The 21,810-nt window shown below is 66.7% G+C and carries 16 protein-coding genes; 5 read left to right on the top strand and 11 right to left on the bottom strand.

The genetic code is table 11. From position 1 onward, the window contains the following. Positions 1 to 30 precede the first annotated feature (30 nt). The 5 genes from BWQ92_RS17940 to BWQ92_RS17920 all read right to left on the bottom strand — a co-directional run bounded on the left by BWQ92_RS17940 (position 31) and on the right by BWQ92_RS17920 (position 5,247). Positions 31 to 1,209 carry a glycosyltransferase family 4 protein gene (locus BWQ92_RS17940; protein WP_076801751.1) on the bottom strand — a complete coding sequence of 393 codons (1,179 nt, stop codon included), beginning with the start codon at positions 1,207 to 1,209 and terminating at the stop codon, positions 31 to 33. Continuing rightward, positions 1,206 to 2,201, bottom strand: coding sequence for a Gfo/Idh/MocA family protein (locus tag BWQ92_RS17935; protein WP_076801749.1), 996 nt, complete (start codon positions 2,199 to 2,201; stop codon positions 1,206 to 1,208). Before BWQ92_RS17935 ends, BWQ92_RS17940 begins: the two co-directional genes overlap by 4 nt. Beyond that, positions 2,201 to 3,292, bottom strand: a complete 1,092-nt coding sequence (locus BWQ92_RS17930) for a DegT/DnrJ/EryC1/StrS family aminotransferase (RefSeq protein ID WP_076801747.1) — start codon at positions 3,290 to 3,292, stop codon at positions 2,201 to 2,203. The genes BWQ92_RS17935 and BWQ92_RS17930 overlap by 1 nt, the downstream gene beginning before the upstream one ends. Then, positions 3,289 to 3,888, bottom strand: coding sequence for an acyltransferase (locus BWQ92_RS17925; RefSeq protein ID WP_003804954.1), 600 nt, complete (start codon positions 3,886 to 3,888; stop codon positions 3,289 to 3,291). Before BWQ92_RS17925 ends, BWQ92_RS17930 begins: the two co-directional genes overlap by 4 nt. Before the next feature lie 69 nt (positions 3,889 to 3,957). Continuing rightward, on the bottom strand, positions 3,958 to 5,247 hold the full coding sequence (locus BWQ92_RS17920; RefSeq protein ID WP_076801744.1) for a nucleotide sugar dehydrogenase: 1,290 nt from the start codon (positions 5,245 to 5,247) through the stop codon (positions 3,958 to 3,960). 305 nt (positions 5,248 to 5,552) lie between these two features. On the opposite strand from BWQ92_RS17920, the gene BWQ92_RS17915 reads away from it, so the two are divergent. Beyond that, entirely contained in the window at positions 5,553 to 9,773 is a 4,221-nt protein-coding gene (locus BWQ92_RS17915) for an FtsK/SpoIIIE domain-containing protein (RefSeq protein WP_172804303.1), read from the top strand. 51 nt (positions 9,774 to 9,824) lie between these two features. Here the strand turns inward: BWQ92_RS17915 and BWQ92_RS17910 are convergent, their stop codons facing one another. Further along, positions 9,825 to 10,325 (bottom strand): hypothetical protein, encoded by a 501-nt coding sequence (locus BWQ92_RS17910; RefSeq protein WP_076801740.1) that lies wholly within the window; start codon positions 10,323 to 10,325, stop codon positions 9,825 to 9,827. 233 nt (positions 10,326 to 10,558) lie between these two features. Here BWQ92_RS17910 and BWQ92_RS17905 point away from each other — a divergent pair, with 233 nt between their 5' ends. Beyond that, complete coding sequence (locus tag BWQ92_RS17905) at positions 10,559 to 10,807, top strand: WhiB family transcriptional regulator (RefSeq protein WP_003804966.1); 249 nt, start codon at positions 10,559 to 10,561, stop codon at positions 10,805 to 10,807. 82 nt (positions 10,808 to 10,889) lie between these two features. Here BWQ92_RS17905 and BWQ92_RS17900 read toward each other — a convergent pair whose 3' ends face one another. From BWQ92_RS17900 to BWQ92_RS17885, 4 genes are read right to left on the bottom strand one after another with little or no spacing between them, the layout of a single operon-like run. Further along, a complete protein-coding gene (locus tag BWQ92_RS17900; protein WP_076801737.1) occupies positions 10,890 to 12,359 on the bottom strand; it encodes a sensor histidine kinase in 1,470 nt (489 codons plus the stop codon). A 34-nt stretch (positions 12,360 to 12,393) separates the two neighbouring features. Beyond that, positions 12,394 to 17,247: an NAD-glutamate dehydrogenase gene (locus BWQ92_RS17895; RefSeq protein WP_076801734.1), complete on the bottom strand. Its 4,854-nt coding sequence runs from the start codon at positions 17,245 to 17,247 to the stop codon at positions 12,394 to 12,396. A gap of 58 nt (positions 17,248 to 17,305) precedes the next feature. Then, complete coding sequence (locus BWQ92_RS17890; RefSeq protein ID WP_076803808.1) at positions 17,306 to 18,634, bottom strand: AAA family ATPase; 1,329 nt, start codon at positions 18,632 to 18,634, stop codon at positions 17,306 to 17,308. Beyond that, positions 18,631 to 19,275 (bottom strand): SAF domain-containing protein, encoded by a 645-nt coding sequence (locus tag BWQ92_RS17885; RefSeq protein ID WP_076801732.1) that lies wholly within the window; start codon positions 19,273 to 19,275, stop codon positions 18,631 to 18,633. Before BWQ92_RS17885 ends, BWQ92_RS17890 begins: the two co-directional genes overlap by 4 nt. 152 nt (positions 19,276 to 19,427) lie before the next feature. Here BWQ92_RS17885 and BWQ92_RS17880 point away from each other — a divergent pair, with 152 nt between their 5' ends. Beyond that, positions 19,428 to 19,643: a helix-turn-helix domain-containing protein gene (locus BWQ92_RS17880; protein WP_076801729.1), complete on the top strand. Its 216-nt coding sequence runs from the start codon at positions 19,428 to 19,430 to the stop codon at positions 19,641 to 19,643. 2 nt (positions 19,644 to 19,645) lie between these two features. Here the strand turns inward: BWQ92_RS17880 and BWQ92_RS17875 are convergent, their stop codons facing one another. Next, on the bottom strand, positions 19,646 to 20,215 hold the full coding sequence (locus BWQ92_RS17875) for a hypothetical protein (RefSeq protein WP_076801727.1): 570 nt from the start codon (positions 20,213 to 20,215) through the stop codon (positions 19,646 to 19,648). 161 nt (positions 20,216 to 20,376) lie between these two features. Between BWQ92_RS17875 and BWQ92_RS17870 the strand changes: the two genes are divergently transcribed. Both BWQ92_RS17870 and BWQ92_RS17865 read left to right on the top strand, forming a co-directional pair. After that, positions 20,377 to 21,174, top strand: a complete 798-nt coding sequence (locus tag BWQ92_RS17870; RefSeq protein WP_157365192.1) for a LysM peptidoglycan-binding domain-containing protein — start codon at positions 20,377 to 20,379, stop codon at positions 21,172 to 21,174. Between the two features lie 166 nt (positions 21,175 to 21,340). After that, positions 21,341 to 21,799, top strand: a complete 459-nt coding sequence (locus tag BWQ92_RS17865) for an Rv3235 family protein (RefSeq protein WP_076801725.1) — start codon at positions 21,341 to 21,343, stop codon at positions 21,797 to 21,799. Positions 21,800 to 21,810 lie beyond the last annotated feature (11 nt).

Raw genomic sequence — 21,810 nt, 5'->3', positions numbered from 1 at the left:
GGCCCTGCAGGGCCGTCCCGGTGGTTCAAACTAGCCCTTGGACGTTACGGTGGACAGCACTTCAGCGGCGGCATGCTGCCCTGACGTTGCCAGCGAGGCATTCTGCTGCACCCAGCCGGCCCTGGCATCCCGGCCGTCCGCGTTGCCGCCGGACTTTTCAGCAGCCGCAACACGGCACATGGCGGCGGCGACGCTGTCCACGTCGTAGCTGGCCGCTTCACCGAGTCCGTTGGCGGACACGAGCGCCGCGCCCTCCCCGGTTCCGGCGAAGACCACGGGCGTCCCGCAGCCGGCGGCGGCGTAGATCTTGGTGGGCTTGGCAAAGTCGTAACCCTGGCCCGGCTTGATGCTTACCAGGGCTGCGGCTGCGCCCCGGATCCAGCGGGCCGCGTCAGCGGGCGGGATGACCCCGCCGAACGTCACACGGCCGGGCGCTGTTTCCCCGGCCAACTCCCTGAGGTGGGGTTCGTCGGCACCCTGCCCGAAGAACCGGATGCTGGCGCCGGGGTATTCGGCGAGCACCGCAGGCAGGGCACGGATGAAGATGTCGGCGCCCTGCCACTCGGACATGGTTCCGGTGTACACAAAGTACGGTCCGTCGGACCCGGCGCTCTCCCCCTCGGGGCCGAACACCGAGGTGTCGATGCCGTTGCCGACGACGGTCACGCGGTTCTGCGGAACGCCGAACTGCTCGACTTTCTGTGCCACGGCGTCCGAGATGGCGATGACCTTGGCAGCCCTGCGCAGCGCAAACCCCTCGGCGGCGCGCATCACACGGATGACGACGGCGGGCACGTCCGTGGCGGACAGGGCTTCAGTCCAGATGTCCGCCGCATAGTAGACAAACGGCCTGCGCCGCAGCGCCGACGTCAGCGCCACCACTACCCCGGTGGTGGGCGGTGGCTCGGACACCACCACGTCGGCGCGCGAAAACAGCAGCCGGAAGAAGGCGGGCAAGTCAAAGCTCATGTACTGCACGTAGCCGCGCACATTGCCTCCGGCGTCGCGGAGCACTGGCCACCGGGAGACCTTGTACCGGGGCTTGAACGCCGGTGATCCCTTGGGCGGCCTGGTGGTCACCACGCGAACGTCCGCGCCGCCGGCCACCAGTCCGTCTACAAGAGCTTTCAGCCGGAACGAGGCCGCACCCACTTCGGGTGTGAACAGCCGTGTTGCCACGGTGGCCCTGACAGGTCTGTTGTCACTCACGAAGCGGCAATCTTCACGATCTGCCGGTTGGTGGCGGATTCCAGCACGGCTTCGGCCACGCGGAGCGTGTCCAAGCCTTCCCGCATGGTGACGATGTCGTTGCGCAGTCCGAGGACGGCGTCGCGGAAGGCTTCGTGCTCGGTCCGCAGCGGTTCCGGCTTGGCGATGGCGAGCCGGGTGACGTTGCCTTCGGAAACGCCCCGGAAAGCGGCCATGGATTCCCATTCGGTGGCGACCGTGCCGTTCTCGAAGAACGTCAGGTCCGCGGTGATGGTGTCGGCGACGAAGGCACCCTTTTCACCGGTGACGATGGTGAGGCGTTCCTTCATCGGGGAGAGCCAGTTGACCAGGTGGTTGGTGATCACGCCGTTGCCGAGCTGCCCTGTCGCGGCGACCATGTCCTCGTGCGGGCGGCCGCTGCGGGTGGTGGTGCGGGCGAAGATCGACTCGAAGCGGCTCTGTGCCAGCCACGCGGTCAGGTCGATGTCGTGGGTGCCGAGGTCCTTGACCACGCCGACGTCGGCGATCCGGGCCGGGAAGGGGCCCTGGCGGCGGGTGGCGATCTGGTAAACGTCACCGAGTTCACCGGCTTCGATCCGCTTGCGCAGTGACTGCAGCGCCGGGTTGAACCGTTCGATGTGTCCGACGGCGCCGACGAGGCCCTTCGCGTCGAAGGCGTCAACGAGCCGCTGACCGGCCTCCGCGCTGGAAGCTATGGGCTTTTCCACGAGGGTATGGACCCCGGCGTCGGCCAGGGCCAGGCCGACTTCCTCATGCAGGCCGGTGGGCACGGCCACCACAGCCATGTCAATACCGGCGGCGATGAGTTCCTCGACCGAAGACAGGACACCGAGCTGGCCGGCGACGCCGTGCGGGTCGCCGAAGGAGTCGGCGACGGCGACCAGGTCGACGCCGTCGAGCTCCCGCACCACGCGCGCGTGGTGGCGGCCCATCATGCCCAGGCCAATGAGGCCGACGCGCAGGTTAGCCATCACGCACCTGCCCGGACGAGCTTGTTGACCGCGGTGACGATGCGGTCCAGGTCGTTCTGGCTCAGCGACGGGTGCACCGGCAGGGACAGGACTTCCCTCGCCGCGGTTTCCGTGTTGGGCAGGTCTTCGGTGCGGTTGAACGAGGGCAGGCGGTGGTTCGGAACCGGGTAGTACACACCCGTGCCGATGTTGAATTCCTCGCGCAGGGCCTTGGCCAGTCCGTCCCGGTCCTCCGGCACACGAATCGTGTACTGGTGGTACACGTGCGAGGCGCCCTCGGCGACCTTCGGCGTGCCGACGCCCTGGAGGTTGGCGGTGAGGAACGCCGCGTTCTGCTGCCGCTGTTCGGTCCAGCCAAGGACCTTCTTCAGCTGGACCCGGCCGATGGAGGCGTGCAGGTCTGTCATCCGGGCGTTGAAGCCCACCAGCTCGTTCTCGTACTGCTTTTCCATGCCCTGGTTCCGCAGCAGGCGCAGGTTCCGCTCCACGGTGCTGTCGGGGGTGGAGACCATGCCGCCCTCGCCGGAGGTCATGTTCTTCGTCGGGTAGAGGCTGAACATCGCGAACTTGCCGAACGTTCCCACCTTCTGACCGTTGAAGCTGGCGCCATGGGCCTGGGCTGCGTCCTCGTACAGGTCGATCCCGCGTTCGGCAGCGAGCTTCCCGAGGCCCTCGACGTTGAACGGGTGCCCGTACAGGTGGACGGGCATGATGCCCTTGGTCTTCTCCGTGATCAGCGAGGCGACGTGGTCCACGTCCAGGGTGTAGTGGTCCAGTTCGATGTCGGCAAACACCGGGGTGGCCCCGGCCAGCGCCACCGAGTTGCCGGTCGCGGCAAAGGTGAACGAGGGAACGATGACTTCATCGCCTGCGCCGACGCCGGCGGCCAGGAGGCCCAGGTGCAGGCCCGAGGTGCCGGAGTTGACGGCCACGGAGGAGCGGCCGTCGAGGAGAACCTCGGAGAATTCCTTCTCGAATTCGGCGACCTGCTGGCCCTGGGCCAGCATTCCGGTGGCCAGAACGGCGTCGACGGCGGCCCGCTCGTCGTCGCCGATGATCGGCTTCGCCGCGGGGATAAAGTCGTAGCTCATGCGTTCTCCTCAGACTCTTTCAGGGAATTTCCGTCTTCAATGTATTTGGCGCCGGTGGCGGGGCAAACCCAGAAGTCCCCCTCCTGGCGCAGCGGCTCACCGGCTTTGCCCACCCAGCCAAGGCGCCGGGCGGGAACGCCGGCCATCAGGGCGAAGGCAGGCACATCCTTCGTGACGACGGCGCCGGCGGCCACGGTGGCCCAGCGCCCCACGGTCAGCGGGGCAACACACACGGCGCGGGCACCGATCGAGGCGCCGTCCTCGATGGTCACGCCCACCGGCGTCCAGTCGTGGGCGCTCTTGAGCGAGCCGTCGGGGCTGACCGACCGCGGGTAGGTGTCGTTGGTCAGGACCACGGCCGGACCGATGAAGACGCCCTTGCCGAGCTTGGCCGGTTCGTATACCAGGGCGTAGTTCTGGATCTTCGTGTTCTCACCGATCTGCACTCCGGTGCCGACGTACGCGCCGCGGCCCACGATGCAGTTCGCGCCGAGGTTCGCCTGTTCTCGCACCTGGGCCAGGTGCCAGATCTTCGTTCCCTCGCCGAGGATTGCCTGGTCCGAAACGTCGGCGCTCGGAGCAATGGTCGTCGTCATACTGTGATTCCTCTCGAAAAGTGCCGCTGCGGACCGGCCGCAGCGGCCAAGGCGGCCGCGAAGCGCTCTTTAGGCCTTGCCGATAACGCGGTAAACGACGCCGTCCCACCGGTCAGCGGAGCTCACCCGGCGGCCGTCAATGAAGGCCTTGATGCCGGGCAGGTCAGCCGGGGCCAGCGTGCGGTACTCGGCGTGGTCTGCCTGGACGATGGCCGCGTCAACGGGCTCGCCCACGTGGTACGCGGTGAAGCCGAGCTTTTCCAGTTCAGAATCGGTGTAGAGCGGGTCGTGCACCGTCACCACGGCGCCGCGCTTCTCGAGGCTGGAAACGGCGTCGAACACGCCGGAGAAGGCGGTTTCCTTCACGCCGCCGCGGTAGGCGGCACCGAGCACCACCACACGGGCATCGGTGAGATCGCCGTAGGCACCCTCGAGGAGGCCCACGGTGTAATCCGGCATGTCGGCGTTGGCCGCGCGGGCGGCCCGGACCACTGTGGCCTCGGGGTCGTTCCAGAGGTACAGGCGCGGGTAGACCGGGATGCAGTGACCGCCGACGGCGATGCCCGGCTGGTGGATGTGGCTGTACGGCTGCGAGTTGGAAGCCTCGATGACCTGGTAGATGTCGATGCCCGCGGTCCCCGCGAATCGGGCGAACTGGTTGGCCAGGCCGATGTTCACGTCGCGGTAAGTGGTCTCGGCCAGCTTGGCCAGCTCGGACGCTTCCGCGGATCCCAGGTCCCAGACCCCGTTCGGCCGGCGAAGGTCAGCACGCTCGTCGAAGTCCAGCACCGACTCGTAGAACTCAACGGCCTTGGCCGCGCCCGCCTCGGACAGGCCGCCCACCAGCTTGGGGTACTTGCGCAGATCCTCGAACACGCGTCCGGTCAGCACGCGTTCCGGCGAGAAGACGAGGTGGAAGTCCTTACCCTCAACCAGCCCGGAGCCCGCCTCGAGGGCCGGCTTCCAGCGGGTCCGCGTGGTGCCCACAGGCAGGGTTGTTTCATAGGACACCAGGGTGCCCGGCGTCAGGTGCTTGGCCAGTTCGGCCGTTGCGCCGTCCATCCAGCCGAAGTCAGGCTTGGCATCCGCGTCCACGAACAAAGGGACCACCAGCACCACGGCGTCCGCGCCCGGAACAGCATCGGCGTACTCGGTGGTGGCACGAAGCCTGCCCGCGGGAACCAGCTCGGAAAGCTTCTCCTGCAGGTGGGCTTCACCCGGAAACGGCTCGGTCCCCGCGTTGATCAGCTCCACTACCTGCTGGTTGACGTCGACGCCGACGACGTCATGGCCTTTGGAAGCAAACTGGACAGCCAGCGGCAGCCCGATTTTTCCCAACGCAATTACAGCAATCTTCACGAGTCAGAAGCCTTTTCTCTCAGGACTGGCAGGCGGCAGCCACGCTGCCACACCCGGTTTTGCTTAACACTATCCGCTGACCGGACCTTACGCCGATTCCGCGGCCGGGTGCGGCGTAGCAGGATTCCGCGGTGCGGGGAAGCGGCCGGGTTTTCCACATGGACCAACTCACGGCCTCACTTCGGGCCGCGCCGACACTAGCGTGGTGCCCAGGTTTTCCCGAAGAACGGAGATCGCCGGTGCTGCTGCAATGCACTCTGGTCCGCGCCCCTGGAGCTGCTTCCAGCCGCCCCGGTTCCCCAACCATGCCAGTAGAGCTGACGGTGACGGCCCCGGAGAGGTGCCCCGGGACAGTATTGGAGGCAGAGCTCACGCGCACATTCCGGACTGGCGCGCTGACAGTAGCCGGCCTGCCGCTCCGGGAGCTGACTGCCGGCCACGCGCCCCTGGTCAACGGGGCTGTCCTCGTGGACGGCCCTGCCTCCTGTCCGGTGTCCGGCCCGGGCACTGCCGGAGAACTTGCCGCCGTCCTCCTCACGGTGGACAGCGGCCCTGCTGCAGGCTCCGTGCTTCCGCTCCGGCGGGGAACCTACCGCATCGGCCGTACCGGCACTGAGCTGACGATCCCGGACGCCGACCTGTCCCGCGAGCACGCCAAAATTGAGGTTTCGGACACAGCCCTGACCCTGGTGGACCTTGGCAGCGTCAACGGCACGGAGGTTGACGGCAAACGGGTGTCAAAAACAGCCATCGCAATCGGTTCCCGCATCCGCTGCGGCAATTCCTCCATGTCGGTCGTTTTGGCTGGGCCGCCGGCGGCACAGCAGGATGCCCTTGGATTTGCCGGGAGCACCGTGGCGGAGCCTATTGCCGTGCCCGGTCCGGCCGCACCGGCGGGCCGGTCGGTGCTGGTTCTCGGGGCCGTTCTCCCGGTGATCATCGGTGTGGGCCTGGCCCTGATGACGGGGACATGGATGTTTCTGGCCTTCACGCTGGTGTCGGCAGTAACCCTGCTCGTCCCACTGGTCTCAGGCGCCCGGCAGCGCCGTGAACTCACGTCGGCAGTCGCGGCGGCAGCCGCGCAGGATCGGGAACGACGACGACGGTCCGCACCGTCAGCTGCTGTCCTCGCCGTGGGCGCCGCGGTTGCCGTGAGGAGCCCTGCCGGCGGCGGCCCGCACCCCGCCCGGGAGGTTCCACTGTCCAGGGAAGTGCCCAATCCTGCACCCTCTGTCTGGCTCCGGCTTGGCCTGGCCGATCAGCTGGCCAATATCCGGCTGGAGCCGGAGCGGCCGGGCTTCAAACCCCCGGGGCTCGGCGCGGTGCCGCTGCTCCTTGACCCCGGCCCGGCGGTCGTGTCCGTCCGGGGGCCGGAAGCGGAGGTTCATGGCCTGGTCCGCTACTTCCTCATGCAGCTCACCGGTTATCCGCTGGCCAGGGGTACCCGGATCGCGATTCACGGACCGGTTTCCGTCCTGCCGCTGGCTGCCCGGTTCCTTCCCGGCGTGTCACTCCATACAAGGGCTCCTGACACCATGGCGGCCCTGACGGACGCGTCCGGCAGGAAGGGCACGGCACGCATACTGCTGCTGTTCGGCAGTGCGGAAGCCGGCACCGCGGAGGCAGGCGTTATCGCAACCGCGCGGGGGCTGGGCTGGCGGGTGCTACATCTCTCTGGGCCCGGACAGCAGCCGTCGGAGACCGACGTTGAACTCGGCGAGCGCGGAGCGGTGCTTCGCATGCGGGACTCGTGTCAGCGCTTTATCGCAGACTTGGTGCCGGCCGGTGTTTTCGACCGCTACTGCCGGACCCATGGGCCGTCCCTCCCTGACGTTCCGGCCGACGGTCATGCCGTGCCTGCACGCTGCGGGCTGGACGTTCTCCTTGACGTGTCAGCCGCTGCGACGGCGAAGCGCTGGGCGGCGGGCAGGCTGGCGCCAGGACTCACCATTCCCCTGGGCCGCACCGCCCGGGGTGTGCGCGTCCTCGACCTTGAGGCCGACGGCCCGCACGTCCTCGTTGCCGGCACCACGGGTTCCGGGAAATCGGAGCTGCTTCGCACCATGACCGCCGGGCTCGCACTGTGCTATCCGCCGGACCGCGTCAATGTCCTCTTCTTCGACTTCAAAGGCGGGTCCGGGCTCAGTCCGTTGACTGGTATCCCGCACTGCGTTGGCATGCTGACGGACCTTGCCAGCAGCGAGCTGGAGCGTACGGTGGTGTCCCTGCGGGCAGAAGTCCGCAGGCGAGAACAAGTTCTCGCAGCCGCCGGAGCCCCGGATCTGGCCGCCTATCGCCTGGCACCGGCTGGCGGGCCGCCCCTCCCCCAGCTGATCCTCATCATTGACGAGTTCCGGGTGCTGGTCGAGGACGCTCCGCAGACCCTCACCGAATTGATGAGGATTGCGGCCATCGGCCGGTCCCTGGGTATCCACCTGATCATGGCGACCCAGCGCCCACAGGGGGCTCTCACCTCGGACATCCGCGCGAACGTCACAACCAGCATCGCCCTGCGTGTGCAGTCCGCGCACGAGTCGGCCGATGTCATCGGCACCGAAGCGGCCTCGGCAATACCCGTTAACCGGCCCGGCCGGGCCTACCTGGCGAGGGGAACCGAACCTGCGGAGGAGTTCCAGTCGGCGTCACTTGCCGCGGTTAACGGGGACTCCTCGCCTTGCCTCAGCGTGCTGGAGACCACCGAGGCGCTTGCCATGCTGCCTTTCGTCGACGGAAGCAGTCCTGCGCCGGCGACCCCGTCCGACACTGCCAGGCCTGTCGTGGAGCTGGCTGCTGCGCTGTGGGCCGGGATGGGCGGTTGCGCGGTGCGCCGTCCGGTGGCTCCACCCTTGCCAGACGAGTTGGTGGAAGCCGCTGACGTGGCAACACTCACCGCGCAAGGCCCGGGCCCTGAAAGTCCTGTCCCTGGCGGTCCCCTCCCTGACTGTCCCCTCCCTGCAGGCACCGTGTCCGTCGACGCAGTGCCGCGGATGACCGGTGACTGGGTTGTCGGGCTCGGTTTGCTGGACCTGCCCGACGAACAGCGGCTCGCCGATCTCAGCTGGCGGCCCGGAACTGATGGGCATCTGGCCCTGATCGGCGCGGGATCCGGCGATGCTGCCTGCACCTTGTCAACGGCAGTCCAACAGCTCTTGACCCATCCCACCGAATGCCACCTCTATGTCCTCGATGCGGACGGGTCCCTGGCGGGCCTGGCCGGCGCACACCGCACCGGATCCTTTGTAAACCTCCGCGACCTCCGCCGCGGCGTGCGCCTGCTGGAGCGCCTGGCCACCGCAATGTCCGAGCGGCTCAGCCGGCCTACGGAAGCTCCTGGTCCGGCGCTGGTGCTGGCCGTTTCCGGCTGGGGCTCGTGGCTGTCGGCCCTCCGCTCAGGTCCTCTGAACCGCGCCGAAGACCATCTCCAGGACATTGTCAGGGATGGCCGCCCTGCCGGAATCACCGTCGTGATCTCCGGCGACCGCGAACTCGTAACGTCGCGGTTCTTTCCGGCCATCCCCAACCGCGTCTACTGCCCGCGGGGCGCCAGCGCCGAGAGCAGGCTGGCGTGGCCCAAAATGCCAGACCTTCCGCCGGTTCCGGGGCGCGCCGTCGCATCCGGCGCCCTGTGCGCCGGGCGCCAGGCCGTCTGCCAGCTTTTCGTCCCGGGAAGCGGACGCGTCGGGCACGGAGGAGGCACGGCCGCCGGCGGTGCGGCGCAGAGGCCGGTGCAGGTCAGGCCCTTCCGCGTGGATCCCCTTCCGGTGCGGCTCTCAGTGGCGGACGTACTGTCCCGGATGCCTGGAGCCGGGCAGGCTTCAGCCGTTCCCGCCTCAGACGGCCCCGATAATGACGCCCGCCGCCTCAATTCCTCAAATTCGGATGCCCCTGCACCCGGGGCTGTTCCCGCAACGGCTCCCGTTTGCACAGCCTCACCGCGCCTGGTGGTCGGCGTGGGCGGGGACGAACCCGCACCGGCCGCCGTGTGCCTGCCGAGAGGGTCAGTCCTTGCCGTGCTGGGCAGTGCAGGTTCTGGCAAGTCCTCATTCCTTGCCTCCCTGCCGGCGCTCAATCCGTCGGTGACCGCGTGGCTGCAGGCCGGCCAGGAAACCGGAACGGACGGCTTCTGGACTGAGGTCCACCAAGATGCCGTGGAAGGCCGCCTGCCCCGGGACGCGATACTCCTCGTCGATGACGCCGACCTGCTGCCTGCCGCCGCCCACCAGCATCTCGCGGACCTGAACAGCCGCGGTTGGGCAATAGTTTTTTCCGCTGCTTTCAGCCAGTCGCTGATGCAGCGCGTCCCGCTGGCGCTCGCGGCCCGCAGTGGCGGCAAGGGCGTCCTCATCGCACCCCGCAGTCCCCTGGATGGCGACATCTTCGGGCTGCGGATTGAGCCGGATTCCCATCCCCCGCCGGGACGCGCCCTGCTCGTGGCGGACGGTACGGCACTGCCAGTCCAGCTGGCCCTGGCCGAAGATGGAGCCAAAATGCCGAGCAGGCGGCCGGACGAGGGCACTGCAGGGTGAGACAACCGGGCCAGGGGGCTGGGCGCCAGCCGCGTCAGGGCGCCAACTGCGTCATAGTGCTGGTGGTGCAGAAGCTGCGCGGGAGGCGAAGCTAATCACACGCTTGTCGAACAGCAGGATGATAGCCGTGGCGGCCGGGATCAGCATCGCGGCACCGGCCACGGGAAACCCGCCGGTGAGGGTCGGGAACCCGATCGTCAGCACGAACAGCTGCGCCACGAGTGCCCCGGCGCGCGGCCAGCGGAAACCCCGGAACAGGAACACCGCAACGGCGTACAGCCAGGCCGCAAATGCCAGGAGCAGGCCGAGTGTGAAGACAGCACCCCAAAACGACATGACGGGCGCGCCAGTCACGAGCTGGAAACCGTACCAGGCCGCCGCCCCCAGCAAGGCGGTCGCCTCAGCTGCCACAATCGCGGAGATCACGGCGATCGCGCGGGGACGGCCCGGGTTTGAGGGCTCCGCGCTGGCCGGGGCCGCCTCCTCCGGGATGCCGTTGTTGTCCCCGTCGTGGGAGAACGGGCCGGACGGGTCTTTTGGGGCTCTTGACACACTGGCACACTACCCGAGATAGTCGACACGCGGCGGGACAGCCCGTGGATGTGATGCATCGCTCACGTTTCTGGCGGATTTCGTAGTCCACTACCCCTTGTTTACACAGCGTTAACATGAAACGCTTGATCCAGATGACCAAGGGGGCCCTGCAGGGCCCCTTTCCTATGTAAGCCCTAGTGAATTTTTTCACAAAGGCTATTGACTTCCCAGGAATGGAGTGACTGATCAGCATGGATTGGCGTAATCGCGCGGCCTGCCTCGACAAAGACCCGGAGCTGTTTTTCCCCGTCGGCAACACGGGCCCGGCCCTGCTGCAGATCGAAGAAGCGAAGAGCGTCTGCCGCCGTTGTCCGGTAGTTGACACCTGCCTTCAGTGGGCGCTGGAGTCCGGACAGGATGCCGGCGTGTGGGGCGGCATGAGCGAGGACGAGCGCCGTGCGCTTAAGCGCCGTGCAGCCCGGGCACGCCGCGCTTCCTGACGCGTTACTGCAGCAAACAGCTGCCACAGGAATTAAAAGCGACGGCCGCGGACCATTGGTCCGCGGCCGTCGCTTTTTCATGTCAGCGGTTAGCCAGGCTCAGGACAATCTGCACCGCGGTTCCGCCGCCCTCACGGGGCTGCCACTGGATGGTGCCGCCGAGTTCGCTCGTGACCAGCGTCCGGACAATCTGAAGCCCGAGGCCCTCCACATGCGGCGTGTCCGGCAGTCCAACGCCGTCGTCCGCCACGGTGACAGTGAGCAGTTCCTCGTCGTCCTCGTTCGCCGAGCGGTCGGCGAGCAGCCACACCGTGCCGGTACGTCCCTCCAGTCCGTGTTCGACGGCGTTGGTGACGAGTTCGTTGATCACCAGCGCCAGCGGCGTTGCGAAGTCGCTGGGGAGCTCACCGAACAGGCCCGACCGCTGCGTCCGGACCTGCTGGGACGGCGACGCCACTTCTGCGGACAGGCGGAACTGGCGTCCGATGAGTTCATCGAAATCAACGCTTTGAGTCAGCCCCTGCGATAGCGTCTCATGCACGAGGGCAATCGTTGCCACGCGCCGCATGGCCTGTTCGAGGCCCTGCTTTGCTTCGTCGCTGACCATCCGGCGGGACTGCATGCGCAGCAGCGCCGCAACCGTCTGCAGATTGTTCTTGACCCGGTGGTGGATTTCACGGATCGTGGCGTCCTTCGTGACCAGTTCCATCTCCCGGCGCCGCAGCTCGGATACGTCGCGGCATAGGACCAAGGCCCCGAACCGCTGCTGCTCGTCTCTGAGCGGAATCGCGCGCAGCGACAGGCTCACGCCGCGGGATTCGATCTCACTGCGCCACGGCATCCGCCCGGTTACAACGAGCGGCAGCGTCTCGTCCACCATGCGGCGGTCCTTCAGCAGGCCCGCCGTGACCTCTGCCAGTGAGCGGCCCTCCAGGGATTCGCCATCACCGAGGCGTCTGAAAGCCGAGACGCCGTTCGGGCTGGCGTACTGCACGATGCCCTCGGCGTCGAGCCGGATCAGGCCGTCGCCTACGCGCGGAGCGCCGCGGCGGGAACCGGTCGGCGAGGCGAAGTCCGGCCAGAGGCCCAGTGTGCCCATGCGCAGCAGGTCATAGGCACACTGGCGGTAGGTCAGCTCCAGCCTGGAGGGCATCCGCGAACTGGACAGGTCCATGTGCGAGGTGACCACCGCCAGCGTCCGGCCGTTCCTGACCATCGGCACTGCTTCAACCCGCAGGGCCATGTCGCTGCTCCAGTTCGTCTCACTGGAACGCTCAATGGTGCGGCTCTCCCACGCCTTGTCCACCAGCGGCTGCAGGTCCGACCGGATGCCCTCCCCGACGAAGTCGGCGTGGAACACCGTATGTGTCGTGGAGGGCCGGACGTGCGCCAGGGCGACGTAGCCATGCTCGGGATGGGGAAACCACAGGGCAAGGTCGGCAAACGCGAGATCGGCCACCATCTGCCAGTCGCCCACCAGGAGGTGCAGCCACTCAGCATCCCCCGGCCCGAAATCAGCGTGCTCCCTGATGGGGTCCGTAAAGATTGCCACTGCACCTCCAGTTTTTCGACGGCGGGACTTTGTCCTAGCGTCGGACGATTGACCTCAAGAGCCTCAATGCTACCGAGAGCGAGGCCATGTCGTCCGCTTCGAGGGCGTTGACCTCATCGAACATGCTCTTCGCGCGGCCCAAATGCTCCGCGTTCAGCTGCTCCCAGTCCCTCAGCCTATCCTCGGCGGACAAGCCTTCACCGGTCGAGTCCAGGACCGCCGTCGTCATGTCCGAGACGGTCGAGTAAAGGTCATCACGCAGCGCGGCACGGGCCAGGGCCTGCCAGCGGTCCTGCCGCGGCAGGGAACTGATCCGTTCCAGGAGCGAGTCCACGTGGAACCGGTTGAACACCGTGTAGTAAACGTGGGCGATGTCCTCCACGGGTTCCTTGCGGCTGTGCGCGATTTTCGCGATGTCCAGCAGCACGAAGCTCTCGAACAGTTCGGCCCAGCGGTGGCCCAGGTCCTCCGGCAGGCCCCACGACCGTGCCTTCTCAAGCCAGGAGGCAACGCGCGCACGGTCGTCACCGCGCAGGTAGTCAAGCAGCCGGGCCCGCATGGGTTCCATCGGGGACTTGAACTCGCCGACGATATCGGCGATGGGCCGTGACGCACTTCCCTGGGCAAGAACCCACCGCACCGCACGGTCCAGGAGGCGGCGGATATCGAGGTGGACGGTGCTCCAGTGCTCGGTGGGGAACGACGCAGGCAGCTCGTTGAGCTCGGACACCATGATGTCCAGTTCATAGATTTCCCGCAGCGCAACGAATGCCTTGGCCACAGCCACTTCGCTCGCAGAGGTCTCCTCCATGGTCCGGAAGGCAAAGGTGATGCCGCCCAGGTTGATCATGTCGTTCGCCACGACCGTTGCGATGATTTCCCGGCGCAGCGGATGGGTGTCCAGTTCGGCGTCGAATTTCTCCCGGAGCTGGACCGGGAAGTACTGCCGGAGCGTTTCGCGGAACCAGGGGTCGTCGGCCAGGTCGCTGTCGCGCAGGGCCGTCGCCAGCTCGATCTTGGCGTAGGCGGCCAGCACGGACAGTTCTGGTGACGTGAGGCCCTGGCCCTGTTCCAGCCGCTCGCGAAGGACGGCCGTGGAGGGCAGCGCCTCCAGATCCCGGTTCAGGTCCGCCTTCTTCTCCAGCCAGTCCATCAGGCGTTCGTAGCTCGGGCTCCATTCCGCGACCTTCTGGCGGTCATTCAGGAGCAGGATGTTCTGGTCAACGTTGTCTTCCAGGACCAGCCGCCCCACCTCGTCGGTCATGGAGGCAAGGAAGTCCGAACGCTCGCCGGCGTCGAGCTTGCCCGCCGCCACCATCCGGTCTACGAAGATCTTGATGTTGACCTCGTGGTCGGAGCAATCGACGCCGGCCGAGTTGTCGATGGCGTCCGTGTTCAGGATGACGCCCTGCAGCGCCGCTTCGATGCGTCCGCGCTGGGTCATCCCGAGGTTTCCGCCCTCGCCCACAACCTTGACACGAAGGTCACGGCCATCCACGCGAATGGCGTCGTTGGACTTGTCACCGACCATGGCGTGCGTCTCGGTACTGGCCTTCACGTACGTGCCGATGCCGCCGTTGTACAGCAGGTCCGCGGGGGCGAGCAGGATGGCCCGCAGGAGTTCGGGCGGGCTGAGCTGGGTTGTGTCCTCGGGCAGGCCCAGCGCGGAGCGTACCTGCGGCGAGACCGGGATGGATTTCGCCTGCCTCGGGTAGACCCCGCCACCTTCGCTGATCAGGCTCTTGTCGTAGTCGTCCCACGACGACCGCGGCAGTCCGAAGAGCCGCTGCCGCTCCGTGAAGGAGGTTGCCTCGTCCGGGTTCGGGTCGAGGAAAATGTGCCGGTGGTCAAACGCCGCAAGCAGCCTGATGTGCTTGGACAGGAGCATGCCGTTGCCGAAGACGTCCCCGGACATGTCACCGACGCCGACTACGGTGAAGGGCTCGGACTGGGTGTCCAGGTCCAGCTCGCTGAAGTGCCTCTTGACGGATTCCCAGGCACCGCGGGCGGTGATGCCCATGGCCTTGTGGTCATAGCCCACCGAACCGCCGGAAGCGAAGGCGTCCCCCAGCCAGAATCCGTAATCCGCGGCAAGTCCGTTCGCAATGTCAGAGAAGGTTGCTGTGCCCTTGTCCGCTGCGACCACCAGGTAGGAGTCGTCGCCGTCGTGGCGCACAACGTCCGACGGCGGGACAAGCCGTTCGCCGTCTGCTCCCGTCACGAGGTTGTCCGTGACGTCCAGCAGACCGCGGATGAAGGTCTTGTAGCTTTCGACACCCTCCGCCATCCAGGCCGATCTGTCTTTTGCAGGGTCCGGCAGCCGCTTGGCGAAGAACCCGCCCTTGGCGCCCGTTGGAACGATCACGGCGTTCTTGACCGTCTGTGCCTTGACCAGGCCCAGGATTTCCGTGCGGAAGTCTTCGCGCCGGTCCGACCAGCGGAGGCCGCCGCGGGCCACCTTGCCGAAGCGCAGGTGAACACCCTCCACCCGGGGCGAGTAAACCCAGATTTCGAACATGGGCCGCGGGAAAGGCAGCCCTTCGATGGCTGACGGGTTGAGCTTGAAGCTCAGGTGCGGCTTGTCCTGGTAGAAGTTGGTGCGCAGCGTCGATTCGATCAGGTTCGTGAACGTCCGCACCACGCGGTCTGCGTCCAGGGTGGCGACGTTTTCGATCGACGCGGCCAGCCGGGTGCGGACCGCTGCCTGCTTGTTCGCCCGCTCGGCCTCGGGCACGCTGGGGTCGAAGCGTGCCTCGAACAGCTCAACGAGCCCGAGCGTGACCTCAGGGTTGGCCAGCAGTGTGTCGGCCATGAACTCAAACGAGTTGGTGTTTCCCATTTGCCGCATGTACTTCGCGTAGGCCCGCAGCACGATGACCTGCCGCCAAGTCATGCCCTCGCGGAGCACCAGCCGGTCAAAGCTGTCGGATTCGACGGCACCGGAAACGGCCGCGCCGAAGGAATCCGCCAGCAGCCGGCCCGTGGACACCGGGTCCACCCCGGCCGGGTATTTCAGCCCGAGGTCGTAGAGGAAGAAATCCCGGCGGTCCGCGGTCTCGATCTCGAACGGCCGCTCGTCCAGCACCTCCAGCCCCAGGTTGTGGAAGTAGGGAAGGATCTGGCTCAGGCTCTTGGGCTCCAGCATGTACAGCTTGACTCGGGCATCCTCTTCGAGGGTGGCGCCGGCGCCTTCGGGAAGGTACACGTGGACGCCCGGCCGCTCCTGCCGTGCACCAAGCATGCGCTCGGCTTCGGCCCCGTACTGTTCGAACCGTGCGATGTCCTCGAGGGCATCTTCGATTTCATAGTCGACGCGGTAGCTGGCCGGGAAGGCCTCGGCCCAGATGGCCGCCAGTTCATTCGCACCGTCGTCGGCGCTTCGCTCGCGCAGTACCTCGGCGATTCCTTCACTCCAGGACCGGGCAGCCCGGACAAGCCGCTTTTCCAGCGCGTCCGTGTTGACGTGGCTGACGTCCTGGCCCTTGGGCAGGCGGATCCGGAAGAACAGGCGGGCGAGGGCTGATTCCGTCATCCTCGCCTCATAGTCAATGGACTCGGCATGGAACGTCTCGCGGAGTTCCTGCTCTATCCTCAGCCGGACGTTGGTGGTGTACCGGTCACGCGGGAGGTAGACGACGGCGGACATGAACCGTCCGTAGATGTCCGGCCGGAGGAAGAGCCGGGTGCGGCGCCGTTCCTGCAGCCTTTGGATTCCTGTTGCCGTCGCGGCGAGATCGGGAATCTCGATCTGGAAGAGCTCGTCGCGGGGGTACGTTTCCAGGATGCCCAGCAGGTCCTTGCCGGAATGTGAGTCCGGCGGGAAACCGGCGCCGCGCAGCACGGCCTCGACCTTTTCCCGGACAATCGGGATATTCCGCACGGAGTCCGTGTAGGCGCTGGTGGCGAACAGTCCGATGAACCGCTGTTCGCCGTTGACGTTGCCCGCGGCGTCGAAGCTTTTGACCCCGATGTAGTCCAGGTAGGCGGGACGGTGCACGGTTGAGCGCGAATTGGCCTTGGTGATGACCAGGGCACGCTTTTCACGGGCCTTGCGCCTGCCCGCGTCGGTGAGGTGCTGCACCTGGCGGGTGTCGTGGTGGGCCCGCAGCAGGCCCAGCCCGCTGTCCTCGCGCAGCTCCAGGACATCCTCGCCTTCTTCATTGACCAGGTCGTATTCCCGGTAGCCGAGGAAGGTGAAATTGCCGTCGTCGAGCCAGCGAAGCAAATCCTGCGCCTGGCGCAGCTCGGCGATCTGCGCCGGATGCGCCACCTTGTCCAGGTCCTGCGCGATCTGCAGTGCCTTGTTGCGCATCTTCGGCCAGTCCTCGACCGCGGCACGGACGTCCCCGAGGACGCGTTCCAGCCCCTCCTGGAGCTTGTCCGCAGCCTCGTCGCTGGCCCGGCCGATCTCCACCGCAATCCAGGACTCCATGTGGGAGGCGTTGTCGCCCTGGGCAATCAACTGGGAAAGGACAGGCAGCGCTGCGGTGTCGCCGCTGGAGATGCCGAAGCCGGAAGGGACCCTGTCCACTTTGACCAGTTCGTTGGTTTCGCGGTTGCGGGCGACCACGAACATGGGGTGCAGCACGAGGTGGATGGCCGAATTCTGCCGGACCAGCTCAGCGTTGACGGAGTCCACCAGGAATGGCATGTCGTCGGTGACGATGTATACGACGCTGCGGTCGGCCTCGGGAACGATGGATATGTTGGCCGTTCCCGGCTTGCGTTCAAAACCGACTGCACGGTGGGTTTCAGCCCGGGCCGTCAGCAGCTCGTGCGGGTAAGCCCGCGCGTCCTCCTCCGCCAGATGCTCGTAGTAGTCCGCAAAAAAGCCTTCCTCAGCTTCGATTGAACGGGACTGATCCTCCACGCTGGACCCAGACGACATCGACACACGCCTCCATCACACAGTTTGCGGCTGCTTCCTTGCAGCCCTCACCGTGAGCCTAGCCCGTCCGTCTGCGCCTTGCTGTGGATGCGAATACAGAGGATCTCCGCTTTTGCTGGGCAGATGCACAAACCAATTCGGCGATAGCCGAGCGAAGCCGTGATTCCGGAGCGGTTTCAAGCAGCAGCGACCCCGCCAGCAGGGCCGCGTCCGTCGTGTCCGGCTCCCACGGCAGGAACGCCTTAATGCCTGCCGTCGGGGCGAACCGCTCCCATGCCTCGCGAAGCTGGCGTTCCGGGGACCGGCCGACGGCCGAGGCCCGAACCTTGTTGAGCACCACGTCGGGGCTAATTCCCGGTACCGAACCTTCGAGCTCCGCCAGCGCCCTGATAAGGCGGGGGACGCCGACCGGATCCGCGGAGCCAACCGCAATCACGGTGTCGGCCATTTCAAGGCTCCTCAACGTCGCCCCGTTACGCCGCGGCGCCATGGTGTCGAAGCTGAGCTCTTCGTCAGCTTCAAGGCAGAAACCGGCGTCCACCACGATGACGTCGGCGACTTCCCGTGCCCGGTCCAAAACGAGCGCCAGCGCAGCGGCACGAAGCTCGGTCCAGCGGTCGGCCCGTGTGATCCCGGTCAGAACCCGGAAAGTACCGGCCGTGGCTGCAACCGGGACGGCAACGCGCAGCAGCGCTTCCCGGTTCAGGAGCCCCTGGTCGGCCAGCCGGCACGCCTGCGCCAGCCCTGCCGCTTCGTCGAGGAGCCCGAGGACCCCGGCGACGCTGGCCCCATAGCTGTCGGCATCGACCAGCAGGACGGATTTGCCCGTGGCAGCCAGCTCGCCTGCAATGTTGACCGCGACAAGAGTCCTGCCGGGCGCGCCGGCCGGCCCCCAGACCGCCAGGACCTTCCCCGTTCCGGCGGGCGGCGGGTCTGTTTCAGCATCGACAGGCTCCGGATGCAGTGCCGCGGCGGAATCCGCAAAACCCGTACTGCAAACGGGTGCGGCACCGGGACCCGGTCCCGCCCGGCCTATGCCTGCATGCCTGCTGACGGCCTCGGCAATGCTTTCAGCAAGGTCTGTGGATTCAACGGTCGACGGCGCTGCCGTGACTCCGATACCGCGAAGCCGCAAGCGCTCCTCGGGGCTGTCCGTGAGCGCAATGATGACTACTCCCACGGCGCCGAGCCTGTCCACCAGCGAGGCAGTCAGGTCCTGGCTCCCCGCAGCCACAATGGCCGCCCGGGCCAGCCCGCTTTGGCAGGCAGCCAGCAGCTCCGCGAGCTCCCCACAGCGCCGGACGACCGTGACGGGACCATGAAGCCGCTCCAGTCCACCGACCAGGTCTTCCTGCGACTCCCCGACGGTGACAACGGGGATGCTCACTTGGCCGTCCCGCCCGGATTCCACACCACGGATATTTTGGCCTCGTTTGCCTGTGCACCGAGGAGCGAGGCCGTCTGCCCGTCCCCCACGAGGACCATCAGGACCGTGGATTTCGAGGCACCCAGCGCAGTGGATCCCTGCGAAACCTCGGCGATTTCCGCACCTGGGAGCAGCAGCTTCGGTTCAGCAAAACCGTTCCGGGCGTCTGGCAGGGAGACCCAGACGTCCACCCTGGTGCCCGCCACTGCCTGCTCAGGCAACGCTTCCTGGACAGTGATGGCCACCGGCTTTCGGTCCAAGGCATCAACACTGCCGAGGCTTTCCCGGGGAACCAGCTGGTCCTTGGCGATCCGCTGGACGGCCACTTGGCCGTCTGGAAGGCCTGACTCCGCGGTGACGTAGTGCGCTTCGACGTCGCCGAGTCGCACCTTGACCCGGCTGACATTTTCAGGCGTCAGTTTCTGGCCCACGGCAATTGCCTCACGGGCGGCAAATACTTCTGTGGTCCGGTCCGCGCTGCCGACGAGTGCAACAACTCCGGCGACGGAGGCCAGGACAAGGAGCACACCCACCAGCAGCCTCGGATCCTTCCAGGAAGGTTTCTTCAGCCTGGCCCCGCTCGCCGCCGTGCCTGCACTCATGCGTACCGCTCCCCCTTGACGCCTGGGCGCCTGGATCGCGCCGGTCATGATCATTGTTACGGCCTGCCTTCCCGTTCGGAAGGGTGTTGCAGCAAACAACATCAAACTGTGGATAACGGCATCATTTGGACCAACGGTGGCACAATAGGACTATGCCCCGATTCCTCACGCTTGCAGATGTAGCCGAGCAGCTTCAGATCAATGCGCCGGCGGCGTACGCCCTCGTCCGCAGCGGCGAACTGAAAGCCATTCAGGTGGGTGGCCGCGGGCAGTGGCGGGTCGAGGAAAAGATGCTTGAGCAGTACATCGAAGAACGCTATGCCGAGGCAAGCCGCATGATCCAAGAGTCCAAGTCGAAGTCCCTCTGAACTCAGAACTCCCCGCCGCGCCTTGAGCGAAGCGCATCCAGCGCCTGGAACGGAACTGTAGCCACGTCGGCCACCCGGCCCGCCCTGCGCGCTTCCCCGGGCAATGTCAGGGCGAGGTCGAAAAAGTCCCGCCCCACCCTGTCAATCACACCTTGAAGCTGCGCGTCCCGCGGCTGTCCCGCCAGCAGGACGGTCAGTTCAGCCCGGTCCCGTGCCAGTCCGCGCAGCGCGCTCGCGAGGCCCAGCTTACGTCGCACAGCCGAAGCCTCCGCGACCGCAAACCGCCCGAGGCCGCTGTAGTGGCTTACGGCCGCATATGGGATCAGCACCTGGTGCAGCGGTTCGTCAAGGACCAGGCTTTCCGCACCCGCATGAGTAAGCGTGCCGGCAAAGACCTGCCCTGAACCCAAATGGACGCCAACGTGGGAGCCAAGTGATCCACGCAGCCTGTCCTCGAGCGCGATGGCAGCCGTCTCTGCCCGGTAGCGCTCGGCAATCTCGGACTCCAAATCCAGAATTCCTGCTTCGGCCAGCTGCAGCTCAAGGTCCTGGAAAAGTGCGTTCCATCGCATGGCGCCAGCGTAGGCGTGCCGGTCGAGAGGGTCAATTCATCCACAAACTTCCCTGGGTCCATAGACAAAACCGACAGAACTGACGCAAACTTACTCCACACGGTCCACATCACATCAAAGTGAATCAAACTGCATCAAACAGGATCATCTCGGGGGAAGTCATGACGGAAGCAATACAGCGCCCGGTGAGGGCAGAGGCCGCCCTGGCGGCTGTCATCCTGGGGCTGGGAATCTTTCTTGCTTTCAGCGGGAGCTCGATGATCGGCCATTGGCAGCGGTCCGCTGCCCGGGGCCAGTCCCTGTTGTTCGACGACCTGCTTGGTCTGCTGGCCCTCGCCGCCGGGCTGGCCGTGACCACCTGGTGGCTCCTGTCCCTCGCAACCGCCTTTGCATCAGCGCTCCTGGAACGCGCCGGGCATCACGCTGCTGCCCGCGCCACTGGACGCCTCAGCCCCGTGTTTATGCGGAGGCTGGCCATAGCTGCCGTGGGTGTCCAGCTCCTCGGCGCACCGCTTGCCCATGCGGATGCCTTGCCTGCCGCGGGCCATTCCTCGGGCAAGGGATCCTCCCTGTCCGCTGCTTGGATGCCCCTGACTGAGCGGCTGCCGCTCCTGCCCGAGAGCCATTCCGCAGACGCCGGCACCGCGGAAAGCCCTGTCGCTGGCGGCAGCGGACTCCAGCCCCAGTGGAAGCCGCGCGTCCCGGCGGTGGAGCCGGGCCCCGTCGCCTCCTTGCCGGCCAGGGCAGACGCCGGGCCGGCAGATGCCCGCCGTGAGGTTGCGGTCAGGGCCGGCGAATCGCTGTGGACTCTCGCCGCCCGCGAGCTGGGGCCCGGGGCAACCGATGTGGAAATCGCTGCCCGCTGGCCGCTCTGGTACCAGGCGAACCGGGATGTCATCGGGGCCGACCCCAACGTCCTCCTTCCGGGCCAGCTCCTCAGCCCGCCGCCACCCCCTTAATCTGCGCCGCCTACCTCCACGCCGCTTTCTTTCCGCGTTGCTTTCTTTCCGCGCTGTTTTGCTTCCGCGCGGCTTTGTTTCCGCGCTGCTTTCTTTCCGCGCTGCTGACTCTGCGGCCGCACCCGTGTGCGGCCTGCCCAAGCCCGCCCAACCAAAAGGACCGATCATGACTGCAGTAACTCCGATACGGCGTGCAGGAAGCGCCGTTCTTGAACCCGTCCCGGCCGCGTCGGCCCGAAAGGCAGCGGCTCCCGCCCGCGTCCCCGCCCCCGGCGACGAGGTCCGCGAAATATGCGCCATCACCAGGGCCACTGTTCAGGCCGCCATTGAGGTCCTGGCGGGAACGCGGCCGATCCACCAACTGGCACGGCGGCTGGACCAGCGCTGCCTCACCGTGCTGCAGCACCGGGCGGCCCTGACCCGGAGGGTGGCTGCCCGGGCGCCCCGGAAGATGGGGCTGCTCCACCGCAACGCATCGGTACGTTCCGTCCACGCCTGCGTGGTGACGCCGGACGTTTACGAGGCCAGCGCCGTGGTGGCTGATGAACTGCGGGTCCGGGCGGTCGCCGTCCGGCTGGAACGCAGCAAGAACGTCTGGCGCGTCACCGCCCTGGAGATTGGCTGACAGCGGAACGG

The organism is Arthrobacter sp. QXT-31 (assembly GCF_001969265.1).
Lineage (GTDB): Bacteria > Actinomycetota > Actinomycetes > Actinomycetales > Micrococcaceae > Arthrobacter.
The sequence above is the reverse complement of the archived record's forward strand: the minus strand, read 5'-3'. Positions and strand labels throughout refer to the sequence as shown.

What these genes read in the sequence shown, in the direction of transcription:
- BWQ92_RS17935 (WP_076801749.1), bottom strand. Translation starts at nt 2,201, where the DNA reads ATGGCTAACCTGCGCGTCGGCCTCATTGGCCTGGGCATGATGGGCCGC.
- BWQ92_RS17930 (WP_076801747.1), bottom strand. Translation starts at nt 3,292, where the DNA reads ATGAGCTACGACTTTATCCCCGCGGCGAAGCCGATCATCGGCGACGAC.
- BWQ92_RS17925 (WP_003804954.1), bottom strand. Translation starts at nt 3,888, where the DNA reads ATGACGACGACCATTGCTCCGAGCGCCGACGTTTCGGACCAGGCAATC.
- BWQ92_RS17915 (WP_172804303.1), top strand. Translation starts at nt 5,553, where the DNA reads ATGCCAGTAGAGCTGACGGTGACGGCCCCGGAGAGGTGCCCCGGGACA.
- BWQ92_RS17905 (WP_003804966.1), top strand. Translation starts at nt 10,559, where the DNA reads ATGGATTGGCGTAATCGCGCGGCCTGCCTCGACAAAGACCCGGAGCTG.
- BWQ92_RS17895 (WP_076801734.1), bottom strand. Translation starts at nt 17,247, where the DNA reads ATGTCGTCTGGGTCCAGCGTGGAGGATCAGTCCCGTTCAATCGAAGCT.
- BWQ92_RS17885 (WP_076801732.1), bottom strand. Translation starts at nt 19,275, where the DNA reads ATGAGTGCAGGCACGGCGGCGAGCGGGGCCAGGCTGAAGAAACCTTCC.
- BWQ92_RS17880 (WP_076801729.1), top strand. Translation starts at nt 19,428, where the DNA reads ATGCCCCGATTCCTCACGCTTGCAGATGTAGCCGAGCAGCTTCAGATC.
- BWQ92_RS17875 (WP_076801727.1), bottom strand. Translation starts at nt 20,215, where the DNA reads ATGCGATGGAACGCACTTTTCCAGGACCTTGAGCTGCAGCTGGCCGAA.
- BWQ92_RS17870 (WP_157365192.1), top strand. Translation starts at nt 20,377, where the DNA reads ATGACGGAAGCAATACAGCGCCCGGTGAGGGCAGAGGCCGCCCTGGCG.
- BWQ92_RS17865 (WP_076801725.1), top strand. Translation starts at nt 21,341, where the DNA reads ATGACTGCAGTAACTCCGATACGGCGTGCAGGAAGCGCCGTTCTTGAA.